Origin of the sequence: Dolichospermum sp. DET69 (genome assembly GCA_017355425.1) — a bacterium.
Lineage (GTDB): Bacteria > Cyanobacteriota > Cyanobacteriia > Cyanobacteriales > Nostocaceae > Dolichospermum.
Window position 1 is genome coordinate 5,126,056 of the sequence record CP070233.1, and the last position, 20,390, is coordinate 5,146,445.

Here is a 20,390-nt window from a genome sequence, read left to right on the forward strand (position 1 = left end):
AAGAGAGAAGAAAAGATGATTATTGAGAATAGTGATTTGATTTTGTCGGTTAAGGGTTTGACGGCTAATGTTGATGAAACTCCTATTTTGAAGGGGTTGGATTTGGAGGTTCGTGCTGGGGAAGTTCACGCGATTATGGGACCTAATGGTTCGGGGAAAAGTACGTTTTCTAAGGTTTTGGCGGGACATCCAGCTTATACTGTTACTGGTGGTGAGGTGGTTTTTCAAGGAAAAAATCTTTTGGAAATGGGTGCGGAGGAAAGAGCTAGAGGTGGTGTGTTTTTAGCTTTTCAATATCCTCTGGAAATTCCTGGTGTTAGTAATTTGGATTTTTTACGGGTTGCTTATAATTCTCGTCGCAAAGCTCAGGGTTTGGAAGAGGTTGATGCTTTCGATTTTGATGATTTGGTTGAGGAAAAGTTGGATATTGTGAAGATGAATTCTTCTTTTCTTAACCGCAGTGTGAATGAGGGTTTTTCTGGTGGGGAAAAGAAGCGGAATGAAATTCTGCAAATGGCAATTTTAGAACCAAAGTTGGCGATTTTAGATGAAACTGATTCTGGTTTGGATATTGACGCTCTGAAAATTGTCGCTAATGGGGTTAATCGCCTAACCAATTCCGAAAATGCCACAATTATGATTACTCACTATCAGCGTCTTCTTGATTATATTGTCCCTGATTTTGTTCACGTTATGGCGCAGGGACGGATTATTAGAAGTGGTGGTAAGGAATTAGCTCTTGAGTTAGAATCTCGCGGTTATGATTGGGTATTGGAAGAAGCTTTAGGGGTGGGTGTGTAATGACAATTCCAATGAATGTAGAAGTGTTAAATGAGGCTGCTTTATTATTAGATAGAGATGCTTTTTTGACTGGTTTGTTAAATCAGGTAATTACCAATAAATCAGATGGTTGGTTACAAGATTTACGTAACGGTGCTACTAAGTGGGTTCGTCATTCTGTTATCCCTAATACCCGTGATGAAGAATGGCGTTTTACTGATTTATCACCTTTAAAAGAGGTAAAATTCAATAATATAGGGATAATTCATGAATTGTCCTTACAAAATGAGTTTGTTTTACCTGAAGTGTCTCAGCGTTTGGTATTTGTAAATGGTGTTTATTCACCTAGTTTATCTAATACTGAAAATTTACCTTCTGGGTTAATTATTGGTAATTTAGATGCTTTACCTAGTGAAGTTGCAAAGGAATATTTAGCACAATCTGAGGGAACAAGAGAAGTTTTTGCTGCTCTAAATACTGCGGCTTTAAATGATGTCGCAGTAGTATGGGTTGGTAAAAATGTGGTGGTTGAAAATCCCATTCATTTGTTGTTCATTTCTATTGCTGGTGAGTTTGCGGTTATTTCTCAACCTCGTTGTTTAGTAGTAGCTGAAAGTAACTCCCAAGTAACTTTAATTGAAGAATATATACCATCTTCTTCAGAGCAAGTTTATTTTAATAATAGTGTGACAGAAATTTGGGTTAATGAAAATGCTCAGGTTAGTCACAATAGAATTGTCACCGAAGGTAACGCTGCTTTTCATATTGGCAAAACTGCGGTGACTCAGGCGCGGTATAGTCGTTATAGTTGTAATGCTGTGACTGTTGGTGGGAAAATCTCTCGTCATAATTTGGAGATTTTGCAAACTGGTGAGCAAACAGAAACGACGCTCAATGGTTTAACTGTGATTGCTGATAATCAATTAGGTGATACTCATAGTGCGTTATCTTTAAATCATCCTCATGGTGTGAGCAAACAGTTACATAAGTGCATTATAGGCGATCGCGCTCATGGTGTCTTCAATGGTAAAGTTTTTGTTCCTAAACTGGCGCAATTAACTAACGCATCTCAATTAAACCGGAATTTGCTGTTATCATCTAAATCGAGAATTGACACCAAACCTCAATTAGAAATCACGGCTGATAATGTTAAATGCGCTCACGGTGCTACTGTCAGTCAATTGGAAGATGATCAAATATTCTACCTGCAAAGTCGCGGTATTGATGAAAATGATGCTCGCAAGTTATTAGTTAATGCTTTCGCAACTGAAGTTATTAACTTTATCCCTGTTCCTTCTTTACGTGAGAGTTTGTTGAAAACTGTTACAAGTCTCACGAATAAATAGCCCTGGCGATTAGAAATCGCGGCTATACAAACAAAGTCCGCCTTCGCGGACTAACAACAAATTAAAGATTATAACCCACGAAGGTGGGTTTCGCCTGTGTAGCCGCGATTTCCAATCACTAATAAATAGCCCTGGCGATTAGAAATCGCGGCTATACAAACAAAGTCCGCCTTCGCGGACTAACAACAGATTAAAGATTATAACCCACGAAGGTGGGTTTCGCCTGTGTAGCCGCGATTTCCAATCGCCTGGTGTAATTAAAATTTCCCTAAACTTTTTATTAAAAATGGTCATCACTTCTACCAAATCTCTCGCTGATAAAGTTCGCTCTGACTTCCCGATTTTGCATCAGGAAGTTCACGGTAAACCCCTGGTTTATCTGGATAATGCGGCTACTTCTCAAAAGCCTTTAGCTGTATTAAATGCTTGGCGTGATTATTACGAACAATATAACTCAAACGTTCATCGTGGCGCACATTTTTTGAGCGGAAAAGCTACTGATGCTTATGAGGGTGCGCGTGATAAAATTGCTAAATTCATTAATGCCAAATCACGCCAAGAAATTGTTTACACCCGCAACGCAACTGAGGCTATTAACCTCGTAGCTTACAGTTGGGGAATGCACAATTTACAGCCAGGAGATGAAATTATTCTCTCGGTAATGGAACATCATAGTAATATTGTTCCTTGGCAATTTGTCGCCCAAAAAACAGGCGCAGTATTGAAATTTGTCGAATTGACACCAGAAGAAACTTTTAATTTAGAACAGTTTAAAACACTGATTTCTGATAAAACAAAACTGGTTTCTATAGTTCACATTTCTAATACTTTGGGTTGTATTAATCCAGTTAAAGAAATCGCTGAAATTGCTCACAGATACGGCGCGAAATTCTTACTTGATGCTTGTCAAAGTGTTCCCCATACTCCTATTGATGTTCAAGAACTCGACTGTGATTGGTTGGTAGCTTCTGGACATAAAATGTGCGCTCCCACTGGCATTGGTTTTTTGTATGGTAAATTGGAATTACTAGAAGCAATGCCGCCATTTTTTGGTGGGGGTGAGATGATTGCAGAGGTGTATTTAGACCATTCCACCTATGCAGAATTACCCCATAAATTTGAAGCTGGTACTCCGGCTATTGGGGAAGCGATCGCACTTGGTGCAGCCATAGATTATCTTACTAGTATCGGTATGGATAAAATCCATGCTTATGAAGCTGAATTAACGGCTTATTTATTTGAGCAATTAGCACAAATACACCAAATTAGAATCTACGGACCAAAACCCGATGCTCATGGCGAAGGTAGAGCCGCATTAGCAGCTTTTACCGCCGAGGGTGTCCACGCTAATGATTTAGCAACTTTGTTAGATCAAGAGGGTGTAGCTATACGTTCTGGACATCATTGTACACAACCGTTACACCGTTATTTAGGTTTATCAGGAACTGCACGGGCAAGTTTATCTTTCTACAATACCCGCGAAGAAATTGATATTTTCATCAAGGCTTTAAAGGAAACATTGGACTTTTTTGCTGGTGTATTTGCTGAATAAATGTAGGGTGGGCAATGCCCACTTTTTTTAATTTATAATTATTTTTTGACAATAAATTCGCCCGTGTCGCTTATATCTCAGCACGCTTTGTGACTGAGCTTTACGCTTACCGGGTAATCTTGTCAAAAACTCTGGACTCCAATCAGGGTTTTTTACTTGGATAAAATATAGTTATAATTTACACATTGCAAGATACAGCGCAAAGTGGTAAATTTTGCAATCTTCCATCTCTAACTAGTTGACGTTATAGTCTTAATTTGTAAGTCAGCAACAAAACTTTATTATGGTTCAAGAACTGGAACGTAAACGTCAGAGTGCATCTTTTCCTAAAACTGCGACCGCAGCCAATCCTGTGTTTTTTAGAACCTACAGTCGTCGAACAGACGCAGGTTTACGAGAAACATGGGACGAGGTATGCGATCGCACATTACGCGGTTTAGTCGAATTAGGCAAACTTACCCGTCAAGAAGCCGCCATTTTAGACAAAATGCAGCGGAATATGAAAGCCCTCCCTAGTGGGCGCTGGATGTGGGTTGGTGGCACAGATTGGTTAAACAAATCCAAAAACTTCTCTGGTGCTTATAACTGCACATCCACAAACCTTATAGACTGGAAAGCCTTCGGTTTAATGATGGATTTGGCCATGATGGGCTGTGGTACAGGTACTATTATCGAACCGCAGTATATTAATCAATTGCCATCTATCCGTAATCGCCTTCGTATCACCGTTACAGGTGAAATTGGTAGTACACCCCAAGCACAACGTCGTGAATTTACACAAACCCATATAGAAGCTAATACCGCTACTATTTACGTTGGAGACAGCCGAGAAGGTTGGGTAAAATCCTATCAAACCCTTTTAGAACTTTCTACTGATGAACGCTTTACAGGTGAAGTTGAAGTAATTGTAGATATTAGCGATGTGCGCCAATCTGGGGAAACCCTCAAAGGCTTTGGGGGTATGGCTAATCCTGTAAAATTACCTGGATTGTACCAGCGTTGCGCCTCAATTCTCAATAAGGCTTTAGGTAGACAATTAAACTCAGTTGAATGCTGTTTGTTAATTGATGAAGCTGCTGTCACAATTGTTGCTGGAAATATTCGGCGCTGTCTTCCTGAAGAGGCCTTAGTTCATACAGAATCAGGCTTAGTTCCCATTGCTAAGGTGCGTGTAGGTGATCGCGTTCTTACCAGTAAGGGTTTCTATCCTGTTACTAACTTCTTTGTTCAAGGTGAACAATCTCTTTGCCGTATTCAAACTCAAGATGGCAGCTTTGAATGTACAGCCGATCATAAAGTTGCCGTTTTCACAGATGTGTACGGCAATTATCAAATGGTGAAGGCTCAGGATTTGCAATCAGGCGATCGCTTGATTTTCGTACCACGAACTATACCCGGTACACCTACTGAACTGCCTGAGTTTCGAGGTAAAGTCGAAGGTAAAACCAAAAAAATTACTATTCCTGCCTTAACTCCCGATGCTGCTTACTTCATCGGCTATTTACAGGGTGATGGTTCAGTTAGTTCTGATGGTTCAAGAGTCAGATTCCGCGTTCATGAAGATGACCCCAATATTTTAGACCGTTTAATTGCCGTTGGGAATGAATTTGGTTTAAAAACTCACACCATAAGAACCCCAGAACAATGCAAAACCAAAGCCTACGAGTTACAATTTAACTCAGCAGCTTTAAACCAATATCTGGGATTATTCAAACAACCATTTCAACCATTAAATATCCCTGATTGCATATTATTAGGTACAGCAGACATTCGCCAAGCTTACCTAGCTGGTCTTGCTGATGCAGATGGTTGTCATTCTCAAGGCGTTTTAGTTGCTTCAATTCACGAGAGATTTTTACAGCAAATTCAAGCACTTTACGCATCCCTGGGAATTACAACCCGGATGTGTAGTTCAATTCGCAAGCGGACTAGTAAATGGGAAGGTGAATTAGTCACAGTTGGTGAAGCGGCATATCAATCTGTTGAAAACTGCTTTGAAAAATATTCCCTGCAATTTTCTAGCCAAAAACGTCAAACCCCAAAATCATTTAAAGATCATGGTTTCCCGAAAACTATGGTACGTCCGATTATTAACTCCTATCAGTATGGATGGAGTAATAATCAGGAGCAAATGATACTCCCTACCTTGAAAAAATATCTTCCTGAAGCGACTGAATTAGTTCCAGTCAAGGTTTTAGGAGTAGAAATGAATGTACGGACTGCACAAACCTATGATATTGAAGTTGCCAGTATCCATGAATTTGTTTGTGAAGGCATTTTAGTTTCTAACAGTGCCGGTATGCGTCAATTCGTTTCTGAAGATGAACAAGGCGCAACTGCTAAAGATAACCTCTGGCAACAGGATGCAGAAGGTAGCTGGCGCATAGATCCAGAGCGTGATTCTTTGCGGATGTCCAACCATACACGAGTCTTTCACCGCAAACCAACCTTAGAAGAATCCATTGCTGCTGTACGTAAACAATACTATAGCGGTGAAGGGGCAATTCAATGGGCTGGTGAAGCAGTTGCTAGAGCTAATGCTGATTTATTAAATACACCAGAAATCAAAAAAGACTTTTTGCAAGCTTACGAGCAAGGAAAAGCTAAAGCATGGATACAAGAAAGTTACCCAAATATTGATGATCAAGAATTAGAACATCGTTTGGGTAGATATGGTTTAAACCCGTGTGGTATTTTATAATACTTGCCTCACGTAAAAAACCTCGCAAATACGGGGAAAGCTGAGAAGCTAATCCCGTGGTAATCAATAGAACTAAAAAGCTATTGACACCGTACAGCGTAGAGAGTGAAACTAGATGGCAATGTAAATCCTTTTCTAGAATATAAACTCTCCAAGAGTGTGGGGATACGTAATTCATACGTATAAAAGGTACGCGGAGCTACAGGGAATGTAGAACCTGTAGAACTAGAGGATAAAAAGCCTTTAGGATAACAAAACTGGAGATAATAGGTGCTAATTTCCACTGTAATCTTTCGGAGGTGCATCTAAACCAACTAGATCCTGACAACTATAAAGAACAAGAAGAAGCATTTACCGCTGGGGCGCTTTCTGTCGTCGCCCTCTTAAATCATCAATTCCTAGAACCCCGCTATCAATACAGCCGGGAATTAGATCCCATTGTCGGTGTATCCTTCACTGGTTTATTTGACTTCTTTGTTCATGCTTTTGGTTCAGAGTGGTTACGCTGGTGGGAAGCAGGAAGACCAGAAACCCCCCAAGGACTGATATTTAAAAGTGGTGAGCAAAAATATCTCAACCGCTGGAAAGATGTAGTTCATAAAGTAGTGTGGGAATATTGCGATCGCCATCACATCAAACGCCCTAACCGTTGTACTACGGTCCAACCAGCCGGCACAAAATCCCTTTTAACAGGAGCATCTCCCGGTTGGCATCCCCCCAAGGCACAAAGATTCATCCGTCGCATTACCTTCCGTAAAAATGACCCCGTAGCCCTAGCTTGTATAGACTATGGTTACAACATCATCCCCTCCCAATCTGACAAAGACGAAACCGGCAACCTACTCAACGATCCTTTTGATCCTCGGTGTACAGAATGGTTAGTAGAAATCCCCGTTGCTGTATCTTGGGCAGATTTACCCGGTGCTGACGTAATTGATGTATCTCAGTTTTCTGCCTTAGCGCAGTTAGACTTCATTATGCAAGTACAAAATCACTATGTCACTCATAACACCTCAGCTACTTTGGAACTACGTTCTGAAGAAGTTGAAATTTTGGGAACGCGTATCTATGAAGCCATCCAAAATGATGAAGGCTATATTTCTGCTGCATTGTTAGCCCGATTTGACGATTTGCAATCCTTTCCCCGTTTACCCTTTGAACCAATAGACAAAGCCACATATCAAAGTTTGTCTCAAGAAGTTAAAGCCAGACGGAAAACAGATGATTTCTGTGGGGCGCTAAGTCGTTACGATTTAGGGGAATTATCAGAAGCTGGCCCTAGTGGTTGTGATTCTGATAAATGTATGTTCCCAGAACAGCCACCCACATCATAAAACAAATCCGTTTGAGCTATACCATTTCTCAAAGCCCCCTCCTCGCAAGCGGGGTGGGGGTTGGGGGTGGGGTTTTATACCTGACTCCTGTTATATGTTCTCAATTTTATATTCAATAATATGAGTTGAGCTAATCCATTCCCCTTTTTCGCTATAGCTACGAATTAAGCGTTGACGTTCATTTTCTCTAACTAACCAACCAGCTTCCAGAAAAAAAGGTTTTCTCAGTTCCAGTTGCAAAGGAACATTACTAGAAGTTCCATCTGGTAATAACAAAATTTGTCGCGGAATTCCTTCCGTCTCCGAAATGATTTTATTTCCTTCTATTCTGGCTTTTGCAGTAATAATTTGGGATTGAAAAGATAACTTTTGTTCTAAATAGCCATCACCTATTTTTTGAACTTCTAAATAAGTAGGGAATATTTCCGATTGTCTCAAGTCCGAGTAAACTGTATGAGCTTGTCCTTGCCAAGTACCAATTAACTGTTCTCCGGTCAGTTGAGGACGTTCGTAAGCATCTGTAGAACTGCGAAATTCTCTAATCAGCGTTAAATTAATGAAATTGCCTTGTTGATCATATAATTGTACTAAACGCGATCGCCGATTATCATCCACAAAGCCATATTCAGCCCCAAATTCAGAAAAAGGCGCTAATTGCAACGTTCCTTTAGAAAAAGCTCCTGTGGCAAAAAAGATATTCTCTTTTCCTAAATAACGATATTCCTGTTGATAATCCTGAATAGGAGGACTATCATAATTACTAGAATCAAAACGACGCAATCTAAAAAGTACAGCTTGATTATTATCAAACCCTTCTAAATTTAAAATACTCGGAGTAGAATCTAATATTTCACCGTCGCGGGAAATTTTAGTAAATGAACCACGCCATTCACCTAAATTTTTGAGGAAATTTTCCCAATTGCTTGCCATAATTTAATGTTTAATTTAAATAGTTTATTTTAATTAAATACTGGCTGAAAGTCAAGGTTAATGATGTCAGTGATAATTTGACCAATGATAAATATCATCCAGCTAAATATTATCTGCTCTGTTGCTAGTTGCTTATTAGCCAGTATCTGTTAAGATTAATGAAGAATTAATAATTTTTTACAGCAATACTTGGAGAGTGTAATGTTTATTAGTGAATTATCGCCCCTATTTCAAGAACTTGCCCAACATCCAGTTTCATTTTTGGGTGGATTCGTTTCTGGTGTCCTCCGACTCAACCTCACCGAAGATCCTGTCAAAAGTTGGCTAAATAAAAAGGGTTGTGGAAATAGCTCTAACAACCTGAGTACAGGGGTGCAAAACGGCAAAGCCAATGGACCGCAACAAATTACAATTGACTAAATAACGCAAGTTATTAGTTATTTACAATTTATGCTGGTAATGGGTAAAATTCTTACCTGTTACCTATTACTTACGCAGTAAATTAACTAAAATTTACCAAAAAATCAAGATTTAATTGGCGGTATGTCATAGAATAGTGACAAACTCAGAAGTGCCTGTAAACTTCAGCAGTTATAAAGAAATAATTAAGAGTCCGATTATCTATCGTCGTGATCATTCTGAAGTTAGAACAAAGGAACAGAATGGAATTAAAGTGATTCAGATAAGTTTATCAGATTAGCTCATCCGAAAGTTTGATATTTAGGCAATCACAAACTATATTCTGTGATAAAACTGCACGATAAACCGTGAAATCTGCCCTTGTGTCAGTTAATATTGTAGTCTGTGGGTGCAACTAGCCAAAGTGACCAAAAACTTGTTGAGCAAGGATATTGCCAGAGACTTGTTTTGATGATAGGGTAGGTTGAGTTGCTATTTTCAAGAAAAAACCCCCAGTGGAAGTTAGCCAGCTAGGGGAGTTTAGTTATCAGGGTGCATCTACCAATTAAATGTTCTCAAGTGCATAACGATCCTCCGGATAAATTTATTTTTAACAAGTTTGTTTTGAGTTCGGGAGTCAACTACCCAGAGGTTTTTGGCAACATTGGGAAAAGAAAAAAACCCCCAGTGGAAGTTAGCCAGCTAGGGGAGTTTAATTATCAGGGTGCATCTACCAATTTAGTATTCTGGCATTAACTTGTAAATTCCGGATAGGCAGTAGATATTTTCTCTAAAATCTCTAACCATAAGGATACTAGAAACAAAAAAATCCCCAACTGGAAGTTAGCCAGCTAGGGAAGTTAGTTATCAGGGTGCATCTACTTATTAACTGTTCTGGTGTTCTATGTAATGCTCCGGGAAAAAATGGGTAGATGGCAATAATTGTGTTGTCCTAACCATAAACAAAAAAACCCCCAGAGGTGTTAGCCAGCTAGGGGAAGTTAGTTATCAGGGTGCATCTACTTATTAACTGTTCTAGGGTTCTATGTGATATTCCGGAAAAAAATGGGTGGATGGCAATAATTGTGTTGTCCTAACCATAAACAAAAAAACCCCCAGAGGTGTTAGCCAGCTAGGGGAAGTTAGTTATCAGGGTGCATCTACTTATTAACTGTTCTAGGGTTCTATGTGATATTCCGGAAAAAAATGGATGTATAGCAATAATTATGTTGTGCTAACCATAAACAAGAAAAAACCCCCAGAGGTGTTAGCCAGCTAGGGGAAGTTAGTTATCAGGGTGCATCTACTTATTAAATGTTCAATGTTTTTAACTTATGCTCCGGAAAAAATTACCCGCTTATTGTTGTTTGTCACATACGGAAAAAATTCCTGTGGCTGGTAGCTGGGTAGGGGAGTTAATTGTTAGGATCTCATCTACTTAATAGTTTATATACAAATAATTGTAAACGTTCTTGGCAACCAAGAGCGTTTTTTATTTGCCAGAATAAAAAAAGAAAACCCCTAGTGAGTTTTAACCAACTAGGGGAATTGAAGATCAAGGTGCATCTACCAATAAACAGTTCTCCACGGGGATCAAGCAATCCGGATAAAGTAGTAGCAGCGGAACAGGCACAAAACCGTTCTATAAAACTAGATTAAGATCAATAGCAATGCACATCTGAAACATTAGAATGACAAAATACATCTAAGGTATTAGCAGGATTAGCCACTTGTGACGTGATTCCCAAAAGTAATACTGCTAATTTTTCATGTTTCCTTGTGTAAATTAAACAGGATCATGTTTACCGATGCCAGAACAGTTAATGTTTAAGGCATATAATCACAATGGATAGAAATTGTGCGATTCGTTGTTAGCTGAATCACGGTATCCAGCCCGTACATAAGCTAACCAACCCAATCTAATCATGGAAAAAGGCTGAACTCTCGGTCTGATATGGGTGAAAGTCCCATCTGCCAGACTCAGGTATGACTCCCTATCTGCCTACGATGACCCGACTCGGTTTCGGGAGGTCGAAGCTAGGAACAGGGCGCAATCAGACATCCGTTGTGGGTTGACACTGGTGCTAACGGGGAGTTCCCACGGTGAAACAGAGCCTAGAAAAGCGACCTACCCATAAGCAGGACACAACACCAAGAACCTGACTTCATTGGAGCTAATCCCCGCCGCATCTCGGTTTCAATAGCGGCAAGAGTCCAGGGAATCCAATGGTTGAAATGGCTACACCTAACGGAACTAACAATCAACCGAGGGAACGAATAAAAACGGGTTGAGGGTCTAAGGGCGGTCGAACCCTAAGTAGGCTGGACGAGCAGCGGAACTCCTTTAATTCGGGTAGGACAGACCGTAATTGGTCTGAGGTGTTCAGAATACACAAATTGGAACAGAGCATGATTAGACACAGAGACAACTCTAGTGAATCCTGGAAGACGTTGCCTTGGAAGAAATTCCGCCGTAACTTATTCCGCCTACAAAAACGAGTGTACAAAGCGGTTCAAGTTGGAGACAAGCGTAAAGCTAAGTCCCTACAAAAGCTGATTCTGAAATCTACCGCAGCAAGATTACTGGCTATCCGTCAAGTATCACAGCTAAACGCCGGGAAAAAGACCGCAGGAATTGATGGCAAAAAGTCCCTTACCTTTAAGGAACGCTTTGAGCTTAATGAACTGCTAAAAGCATCCGTTAGCAACTGGAAACACCAGGGGCTAAGAGAAATACCTATCCCTAAAAAGGACGGCACTATCAGGATGTTGAAAATCCCTACTATTGCTGATAGGGCGTATCAATGCCTTATCAAATACGCATTAGAACCAGCACACGAGGCAACTTTCCACGCTAGGAGCTACGGGTTTAGGACGGGACGCTCGGCACATGACGCGCAAAAAGCCCTGTTTGACAATTTACGCTCATCAAGCAATGGAATAGACAAACGAGTTATAGAACTCGATATCGAAAAATGCTTTGACAGGATAAACCACACCGCCATAATGGACAGACTCATCGCTCCTTATAGCATAAGACAGGGAATTTTTCGCTGTCTCAAAGCCGGAGTCAATCCAGAATTTCCCGAACAAGGAACACCACAAGGCGGAGTGGTAAGTCCACTTTTAGCTAACATCGCCTTAAATGGGATTGAAAGTATTCATAGATATCACAGGACATCTAGCTTCAGAATTACAGACAAGACCTCAAGGGAACATATTATTGAGCCAACAATCCGGTACGCGGATGATATGGTAATAATACTTAGACCCCAAGACGATGCCACAGAAATACTTGACAAAATCAGTCAGTTCCTAGCAGAGCGGGGAATGAAAGTCAGTGAGAAAAAGACAAAGCTAACCGCCACGACAGATGGGTTTGATTTCCTCGGCTGGCACTTCAAAGTCCAGAAAAACGGGAAGTTTAGATGCGTTCCATCAGTGGACAACTTTAAATCTTTTCGCAAGAAAGTAAAACACATCGTTAACAACTCGAATTATGGAGCTACCACAAAGGCTGAGAAATTAGCCCCAGTAGTTAGAGGTTGGAGAAATTACCACCGCTTCTGCAAGATGGATGGGTCTAGAAACTCTTTATCCCATATCAAAACAAGAGCTTTCAGGGTATTCAATAAGGAAACTAAACAGAACCGCCATACCTGTAAGCAATTAATAGATAAGGCATTCCCATCAGTTCCTTACTCCGAAAACAAACACATCAATGTTAAAGGTGAGAAATCACCCTACGACGGAGATTTGAGTTATTGGAGCGAACGTAACAGCAAGCTCTATAACAACGATACCTCTAAAGCCCTTAAACGGCAAAGCCATAAATGCGGTCATTGTGGTCTAAAAATGCTTAGTGATGAGAAGGTACATTTACATCATGTTGATGGAAACCACCAAAACTGGAAAACTAAAAACCTTCTAGCCATTCACTTTCATCTGCCACGATTACATACACATGAGCAAAAGCGAAAGCTAAGAACATCGGAAGCTGGGTGCGGTGAAAGTCGCACGCCCAGATTTAACAGAGAGGGGCGGGAAATAATATTCCCCCTCGACTCTACCTAAATGTGGCTTATAAACTGCTGAATGTACGAAAGCAATTTGTACGGTTGGCTCATCGGCAAGTTACACCCGTGGACAAAAAGTAGTCTTTTACCTTAGTGGAAGCGGGAAATAAACAGCAATGTATGGCTTGCGCCACGCTGTGCTATCAGCATTGTCTAAGTTTTATGGAGCAGAAATTGTGACCCAGGAATTTCACCTTTCCGCAACGCCTGTGGGGCAAAATGACTATCTAGTGCGGACGGAACAAGTTGCACCTGGGGTACCGGTGGCAGAAGAACTGGTGCATTGGCCTGTGGCTGAGTGGTTAGCGGCGGCAGGAGATTTAATGGATGATCCTTTGCAGTTAGTATTGCAGGGGAATATGGCAGCCAGAAACTCTGTTAACTTGGTGGCCTTGGGTCAGGAGTTGTATAATGCGCTGTTTCAAGGATCTCTTAGAGATAGTTGGATTACTGCCCAAGGGATTGCCCAAAATCACCAACAGGTACTACGGCTAAGATTAGGACTCAAGGATACGAGGTTGGCGCGGTTGCCTTGGGAAGTCATGCACGCAGGTGATAATGGCGGGCGCTGCCTACGTCCCTTAGTTACTGGTCCTGATATTACCTTTGCCCGTTACCAAACTGGTCTAGCCCCAGCATCGCGGTTGCTAACTCATAATATCCCCACGTCGTCGGAAGCACGGGGGGTAAGAGTGCTAATGGTAATTTCCTCGCCTACTGACTTAGCACGGCTGGATTTGCTCAAACAAGAAGCCATCAACCTGAAAGCAGAACTGCACCGCCAAGCATTAAGAGTGGCTGATGGTAATCATTATCTACCAGAAATTGAATTGACTGTTCTTGACGGGCCGGGTAGGGAAGAACTCACTCAATCTTTGGAACAGGGAAATTACCATATTTTCCACTATTCTGGTCATAGCAACTTGGGGGCAAATGGTGGGCAAATTTATTTGGTAAGTAAAAAAACTGGTTTAACAGAAACTCTGAATGGGGATGATTTAGCTGGGTTACTAGTTAATAATAATATTCAAATGGCAGTGTTTAACTCCTGCTTGGGGGCATATCGGGCTAAGTCCGAGACGGGGGAAGACTCAGGAGAACGGAATTTAACTGAAAGTTTGGTAAAACGGGGAATTAGAAGTATTTTGGCGATGTCAGAACGGATACCTGATGAGGTGGCTCTGACGTTGACACAATTGTTTTACCGCAATTTGAGTCAAGGCTATGCTTTAGATTTATGTATAAGTCGGGTCCGTCAAGGGTTAATTTCTGCCTATGGTTCTCAACAGATGTACTGGGCTTTACCGATTTTGTATCTTCAGCGAGAATTTGATGGTTATTTAACTCCACAAGTTAATTTATCTAGACATATAGCTACGCCACGCGGGCTATCGGAGTTACTGAACCAATATCAGCCTCCCCAGGAAACAAATAATTATAACTATTCTGATTTGGGAACTAATCCAGAGATTTCTTTAGCTATTGATGATATTCTCAATCCTAATTTTGGCGAGGAAATAACGGAGGTAGACTGGCTAGGGGAAGATACTTGGGGTGATCTGGTTGATGAAATTGAGTATGATGACCCCAGCTATAATGAAGATTCGGCTATAGTTTCGGATTTGTTTCGTCAACTTGGTAATCCGATTGCTAAAACAGAAGAACCAAGGATGAAGGCGGAATTAATCGCAGATAATCATCATTATCTGTCGGAAATGCAGGTTTCCCAGCCGCAACAAAATTTAGATTGGGGAAATGTCCCCACTCAGATTACTCCAACTCCGTTGAATCTGGAGCAGCGTGAGGTAAATCCTCAGTTATCACCTTCACTGGTGCCTCAACAGGGTAATCGCTTTCATCGGCAAAAATGGGCAGCCAGAGGCGGACTGCCCTTACTGTTGTTATATGGTTTGGTGGGAGCAAGTGCAATTACTATTATCCTTGGTATTGGTTGGTGGTGGCATCAACGACAAGCTCAGAAGTCTTCTGATATTCCGCCGATTCCTGGACAAAATTTTGCCAATAATCAGTATCCAAGGATTAATTTAGCTAATTCAGCTACGGGAATTGTGACGGCTATGGCTACGACGCAGTTGAGTCAAGGTAATTTAAAGGCTGGGTTGGATGCTATTAATGAATTACTGAATCGTGGTGCTTTTACGGGTGCGGAAACGGCTTTAAATTTGATTCCTGCTCAGGATACTGATAATCCATCTGTGAACTTTTTCCGTGGGCGTTTAGCTTGGCAGTCAGTACAAACGAAAAATAATAAATATAGTATTGATGATGCTCGTCGTTATTGGGCTAGGGCTGTAGAAAAGCAGCCAGATTCTCTTTTGTATAGTAATTCGTTAGGATTTGCCTATTATGCGGAGAATAATCTTAATTATGCCAATGATGCTTGGTTCAAATCACTGAACTTAGCCTTAAAACCCCAGGAGAATAAAAATTCTAGCCCCATGAAATATCCACAAATAGCTGGAGAACCGGAAGCTTTGACGGCTTATGCTGGGTTAGCTTTGGGTTTATATAAATCTGCTAAAAGTCAACCCGCTGATAAACGCCAGCAATATTTACAGGAAGCGATTAAACTCCGGCAAATGGTCATTCAAAATGCGCCCGCAGACTTTACTATTGAGAGGTTATCACAAAATTGGCTATGGACTGAACAGGCGATCGCAGATTGGCGATTGCTTTTGCAAGAAAATAGTCCATAATTAGAAACGTAAAAAAGTGGTAAATTCCATATATCAAGCTGAAATGTCATAACTATGGCTATATTTACAGTGTGAGACAGTCAGTAACTCAGCCCGAAAGGGACTGAGCTTGTAAGAAATTGCCAGCTGTACTGACCAGTCTAAGTCTTCACTGACTACGTTTTTTGAGTCACGACACCATGGGATGCGTAGCTAGTTCCCTGCTCTGTCATTTGCAATTAAACAGTTTTAAAGTCACTGAAACAGTGTTGCAAGTCTAAAGAGCTTCTTAAAACATTGACGTTCGCGCCAGCGTGCCGGAGGCATTCAGCTAACATCACCCCGAAAGGGAGGCACATCGCGTGCAACACATTATGCGTACAGAGTTGGGAAATTTGAATCGGTAATTGTCCCGTTGAAAGTACACCACAAAAGTACCCCGAATTTCTTAACTCCAAGGCGGTAATGAAAAAAGATTCAAAGCGGTTAAAACCGCCCTTGTCGTTTTCCTCTCACCGGCTAAAGCCGCTGAGTTTCCCTCTTACCGGGTATTCTTATGAATCTGGTATATATAAACAACGCTATTGGAAGTCAGGAATCAAAAAAAATGAAAAAAGTAGAAGCCATTATCCGTCCATTTAAGCTGGATGAAGTTAAAATTGCCCTAGTTAATGCGGGTATTGTCGGGATGACAGTTTCTGAAGTTCGAGGTTTCGGGCGGCAAAAAGGGCAAACTGAACGCTATCGAGGTTCGGAATACACCGTAGAATTTCTCCAAAAACTGAAGGTGGAAATCGTTGTTGAAGATGCCCAAGTTGATATGGTTGTAGATAAGATTATCTCCGCAGCCCGTACTGGTGAAATTGGTGATGGTAAAATTTTCATCTCCTCTGTTGAACAAATTGTCCGCATTCGCACAGGAGAAAAGAATACAGAAGCCGTATAAGTAGTAAATATTGGGTGAAAAATGGGCGTTGCTGAGTCTGTAAATATGAAAACAGGAAATCAGCAGCACCTTTTTTAATGTTTAACTAGGGCTTGCCAAATGTGGGTTTGAGTTGTGTTTGGTCTGTACCATAACCTAATTGCCAATTGTTTACTTGTGTGAGGTCATTTATTTGACCTTCAAGAATCAATTTGATGGTAATTCGTGTTTGCAAATATCCTTTAACTAAATAATGTCCTGGTTGAGCATTAATTTCATCTATAGTTTGACTGGGATTGGTCATAATTCCACAGAAGGTTTTATTAACTGGCAAATTAATTGTCATAAACCGATCATATACATAATTATTTGGCAGCATAAATATAGCGTATACATTATGCTCACCTAACCAAGGATGAACTACAACTTTTTCAGGATGAATATAAGATTTTGTAATTTGGCTGACCATAAATCCTTCTTGCTTACAGGAAAAGGTTGGTAATTTATCCAAAAACTTATCACAGCCAATAATCGCAACTAAAATTAAGGAAAAGCAGAAATAAGTGAGTTGACGGTTTCGCACTGCTATTATTAATGATTATGTTTTTGCTTATAGTCTCTATTTTACTCAGACATTTAAAATAATTGTATTGAATTTTGCCAGAAGTTGGGCATAATACTGTTTATGTTTGCACTTTTTGGCTGAATGTAACTAATGAAAAGGGTATTTTTTCAAAAACTTAGATTGTGGTGGTTATTCCTGATCTATTGCGGCCTTGTCTGGTGTATTGTCATCCTATTGCCAGTATCGGCAAATTCTATTAATACCCTTCAACAACAACAGCAACAAGTTCAGCAACAACGTCAGAATATTATTCAGGAACAAAATCGTTTAACTAATTTGCAAACAGAAGCGCAAAAACATCTCGGCGGTTTGAGCCAAAATCTGCAAGTGACTAATAATTACATTCAAGATAGCGAAATAAAATTACAACAAGCTAACCAATTTCTTCAACAGTTAGAAGCTGATTTATCTATTGCTAAACGTGATTATCAAAATCGCCAAATAGCCACAGTGGCAAGATTGCGGTTTCTCCAACGTTCACCAACTTCTCAAGGTTGGGCAGTTTTATTGCAAAGTCAAAATATTAACGATTTTATCAGTCGTCGTTATCGCCTCAAGTTAGTTTATCAGGCAGATAAAGGAATTTTAGCCAAACTATCTCAACAGGCAAATTTATTAATTCAACAAAGAACAAAAGTAGCCGGACAGAAAAATCAAATTGCTTTAATTAGAGAGCAATTATTCGCCCAAAAAGCCGATTATCAAACTCAAGCACAATCACAAACGGAATTAGTGCAACGTTTAAATAATGATCGATTGTCCTTAGAAGCCGCCCAAAATCAACTAGAACAAGATTCCCAAAATCTCACTGTTTTAATTCAACAAAAAATTGCCGAACAAAAAGCGAGAGAAGCAGCTAGGGCGAAAACCGCTAGTAAAAATGTCATTATTCCCGGTACAGGTATCTTTGCGTTTCCCAGCGATGCACCCACCAGTAGCCCCTTTGGTTGGCGTGTACATCCTATTTTGGGTTATCGGCGTTTTCATGCCGGTTTGGACTTTGCAGCCAGCTATGGGAGTACAATTCGCGCCGCAGATTCAGGTACGGTGATTTTTGCGGGTTGGTATGGGGGTTACGGTAAAGCTGTAATTATCAGTCACAGCAAGGGAATCACCACTCTCTATGGACACACCAGCGAATTATATGTAAGTGAAGGACAAACTGTACAAAAAGGACAAGTGATCGCTGCTGTCGGTTCTACAGGCTTCTCCACAGGGCCTCACCTCCATTTTGAAGTCCGCCGTGATGGTACACCTGTTGACCCAGCAAATTATTTATAATTAAATTTTGTTTAAATTTAAAAAGTATGTTATACTGCGAAATGTGTAAGGGCGCGTGGCTCAGTGGATAGAGCAACAGGTTCCGGTCCTGTCGATCGGGGGTTCGAATCCCTCCGCGCTCATTTTTTGATTTTTATTACAATGACATACCAGTTCCGAGCCTTGTAGAAAAAGTTTTGGTTGGAATTTGTGCCGGAAGAAGCGAAAACAAAACAATCAAACAAATAAGAGACGATTTAAACGCAATCGGATACAAAATAAGTAAAAGAGATGTGAGTGGAGTTTTGAGCGCACATGAAGAACATACGGGAGATGACATGAAATTAAATGGGATCGGTGAATAAAAATGCTGCTTAACTATCAGTACCGTACATATCCAGATACCAATCAAAAACTACAATTAAATAGTTGGTTAAGAATTTGTCGTTACTGGTACAACAAGCAATTAGGAGACAGGTTCGACTGGTATCAGCAGAATCGCACGTCAATTAATTCTTGTCCGTTAATTTGCTCAATACCAATACTGCGAGATAAACCCAGCTATTACTTACAGAAAAAACAATTACCCTTTATTAAAAAAGATTTAATAAAGGTAAGCTACTCTGGTGAACTACTTGACTTTACAAGTGTTCCATCTCAGACTTTACAGGATGTATCAAAACGTGTAGAGTTGTCCTTTTCTCGCTTTCTCGAAGGTGATTGTAAAGGGAATCACAGTGGTAAACCACGTTTTAAAAATGCTGCACGTTATCGCACAATAAAGATTGAAGGACAAGCTATTACTATTGAGCGTATTGAAAAAGATTGGTTGTTTTTATCTTTTTCAAAATTAAAAGGTTGGGTAAAAATTCGATTACACCGCCCATTGCCCAATGGATTTACGCTAAAAAATGCACTTTTAACAAATAAGTCTGATGGTTGGTATATTACCATCTGCTTGGAAGATCCGAATGTGCCGATTTTTATTCCAGAAGAATCAATCCCTACTTGGGATAATACTCTTGGACTGGATGCGGTATTGCATGAAGATGATTATTTGGCAACATCGGAGAATACTAAATTACCTTCTTTGAAGTCTTTCAGAAAATCAGAGAAGCGATTGGCTAAGGTTTCTAATCGCAAGTCTGCTAAAAAGAAAGGTAGCAAACAACGTCGTAAGCTCGCTAAACGAGAAGGTCGTGAACATCAACGTATTGCTAGGGCAAGGAAAGACCACTCGTTCAAAACTGCTCATGGGTTAGTACGTATTGGTAAAAAAGTCATTGTTCACGAAGATTTAAATTTAAAGGCTTTATCGAAACGGAATAAAGCTAAAAAAGACGAAGATGGTAAATATTTACCAAACGGACAATCAGCTAAGTCTGGGCTAAACAAGTCCTGGAATGATGCTGCATTTGGACAATTTTTCACAATCCTAGAATACATAGCTGAAAAAGCTGGGACTAGGGTAATAGCAGTAAAACCTGCATATACTTCTCAATTACTCGCATATCGAGATGAATTTATCTTCACTGATTGTAGTATCCGCGAGTATTGGGATGCAAAAGAATTGCTTTGGGTTGACCGAGATGTCAATGCTTCTATCAACGTAAAGCGCGTTGGGCTGGGACTGTTCCCAACGATAAAACGCCGTAAAGGGAATCCGGTAGTGGGTGAATCTACTACTAATAGTACCTCTAAGGAAGTTCTGGTAATATTAAGAATGTGCCAGAAGCCTACACCGACCTGTACTCAGGCGGTGTAGG

The 20,390-nt window shown here is 40.4% G+C and carries 11 protein-coding genes, 1 tRNA gene and 2 pseudogenes; 12 read left to right on the plus strand and 2 right to left on the minus strand.

Annotated elements, in window-relative coordinates:
- The first annotated feature begins 15 nt into the window (after window positions 1-15).
- The 5 genes and pseudogenes from sufC to nrdJ all read left to right on the plus strand — a co-directional run bounded on the left by sufC (window position 16) and on the right by nrdJ (window position 7,713).
- On the plus strand, window positions 16-801 hold the full coding sequence (gene sufC, locus EZY12_23620) for a Fe-S cluster assembly ATPase SufC (protein QSX67624.1): 786 nt from the start codon (window positions 16-18) through the stop codon (window positions 799-801).
- On the plus strand, window positions 801-2,126 hold the full coding sequence (sufD, locus tag EZY12_23625; protein QSX67625.1) for a Fe-S cluster assembly protein SufD: 1,326 nt from the start codon (window positions 801-803) through the stop codon (window positions 2,124-2,126). The genes sufC and sufD overlap by 1 nt, the downstream gene beginning before the upstream one ends.
- A gap of 286 nt (window positions 2,127-2,412) precedes the next feature.
- Complete coding sequence (locus tag EZY12_23630; GenBank protein ID QSX67626.1) at window positions 2,413-3,678, plus strand: cysteine desulfurase; 1,266 nt, start codon at window positions 2,413-2,415, stop codon at window positions 3,676-3,678.
- Window positions 3,679-3,961: 283 nt separating this feature from the next.
- The gene (locus EZY12_23635) at window positions 3,962-6,379 is read left to right on the plus strand and encodes a hypothetical protein (protein ID QSX67627.1); all 2,418 of its coding nucleotides are present in this window, start codon (window positions 3,962-3,964) and stop codon (window positions 6,377-6,379) included.
- A gap of 260 nt (window positions 6,380-6,639) precedes the next feature.
- Window positions 6,640-7,713, plus strand: a pseudogene (gene nrdJ / locus EZY12_23640) (ribonucleoside-triphosphate reductase, adenosylcobalamin-dependent).
- 90 nt (window positions 7,714-7,803) lie between these two features.
- Here nrdJ and EZY12_23645 read toward each other — a convergent pair.
- Window positions 7,804-8,643: a DUF3598 family protein gene (locus EZY12_23645; protein QSX67628.1), complete on the minus strand. Its 840-nt coding sequence runs from the start codon at window positions 8,641-8,643 to the stop codon at window positions 7,804-7,806.
- 201 nt (window positions 8,644-8,844) lie between these two features.
- On the opposite strand from EZY12_23645, the gene EZY12_23650 reads away from it, so the two are divergent.
- The 4 genes and pseudogenes from EZY12_23650 (at window position 8,845) to EZY12_23665 (ending at window position 16,760) form a co-directional block, all read left to right on the plus strand.
- Complete coding sequence (locus EZY12_23650) at window positions 8,845-9,063, plus strand: hypothetical protein (GenBank protein ID QSX67629.1); 219 nt, start codon at window positions 8,845-8,847, stop codon at window positions 9,061-9,063.
- A 2,388-nt stretch (window positions 9,064-11,451) separates the two neighbouring features.
- Window positions 11,452-13,027, plus strand: a pseudogene (locus EZY12_23655) (reverse transcriptase N-terminal domain-containing protein).
- 267 nt (window positions 13,028-13,294) lie between these two features.
- Complete coding sequence (locus EZY12_23660) at window positions 13,295-15,835, plus strand: CHAT domain-containing protein (protein ID QSX70809.1); 2,541 nt, start codon at window positions 13,295-13,297, stop codon at window positions 15,833-15,835.
- Window positions 15,836-16,421: 586 nt separating this feature from the next.
- A complete protein-coding gene (locus tag EZY12_23665) occupies window positions 16,422-16,760 on the plus strand; it encodes a P-II family nitrogen regulator (protein ID QSX67630.1) in 339 nt (112 codons plus the stop codon).
- A gap of 85 nt (window positions 16,761-16,845) precedes the next feature.
- On the opposite strand, the gene EZY12_23670 is transcribed toward EZY12_23665, so the two are convergent.
- Window positions 16,846-17,322, minus strand: coding sequence for a hypothetical protein (locus EZY12_23670; GenBank protein ID QSX67631.1), 477 nt, complete (start codon window positions 17,320-17,322; stop codon window positions 16,846-16,848).
- A gap of 132 nt (window positions 17,323-17,454) precedes the next feature.
- Here EZY12_23670 and EZY12_23675 point away from each other — a divergent pair, with 132 nt between their 5' ends.
- From EZY12_23675 to EZY12_23685, 3 genes are all read left to right on the plus strand, one after another.
- Window positions 17,455-18,645 carry a peptidoglycan DD-metalloendopeptidase family protein gene (locus tag EZY12_23675; GenBank protein QSX67632.1) on the plus strand — a complete coding sequence of 397 codons (1,191 nt, stop codon included), beginning with the start codon at window positions 17,455-17,457 and terminating at the stop codon, window positions 18,643-18,645.
- Between the two features lie 49 nt (window positions 18,646-18,694).
- Window positions 18,695-18,767: transfer RNA gene (locus EZY12_23680), tRNA-Arg, on the plus strand.
- A 224-nt stretch (window positions 18,768-18,991) separates the two neighbouring features.
- Entirely contained in the window at window positions 18,992-20,389 is a 1,398-nt protein-coding gene (locus EZY12_23685) for a transposase (protein ID QSX67633.1), read from the plus strand.
- Window position 20,390 lies beyond the last annotated feature (1 nt).

Excerpts from the sequence above, each read along its gene's own strand:
- sufC (QSX67624.1), top strand. The coding sequence starts at position 16 with ATGATTATTGAGAATAGTGATTTGATTTTGTCGGTTAAGGGTTTGACG.
- EZY12_23675 (QSX67632.1), top strand. The coding sequence starts at position 17,455 with ATGAAAAGGGTATTTTTTCAAAAACTTAGATTGTGGTGGTTATTCCTG.
- EZY12_23665 (QSX67630.1), top strand. The coding sequence starts at position 16,422 with ATGAAAAAAGTAGAAGCCATTATCCGTCCATTTAAGCTGGATGAAGTT.
- EZY12_23685 (QSX67633.1), top strand. The coding sequence starts at position 18,992 with ATGCTGCTTAACTATCAGTACCGTACATATCCAGATACCAATCAAAAA.
- sufD (QSX67625.1), top strand. The coding sequence starts at position 801 with ATGACAATTCCAATGAATGTAGAAGTGTTAAATGAGGCTGCTTTATTA.
- EZY12_23650 (QSX67629.1), top strand. The coding sequence starts at position 8,845 with ATGTTTATTAGTGAATTATCGCCCCTATTTCAAGAACTTGCCCAACAT.
- EZY12_23635 (QSX67627.1), top strand. The coding sequence starts at position 3,962 with ATGGTTCAAGAACTGGAACGTAAACGTCAGAGTGCATCTTTTCCTAAA.
- EZY12_23630 (QSX67626.1), top strand. The coding sequence starts at position 2,413 with ATGGTCATCACTTCTACCAAATCTCTCGCTGATAAAGTTCGCTCTGAC.
- EZY12_23645 (QSX67628.1), bottom strand. The coding sequence starts at position 8,643 with ATGGCAAGCAATTGGGAAAATTTCCTCAAAAATTTAGGTGAATGGCGT.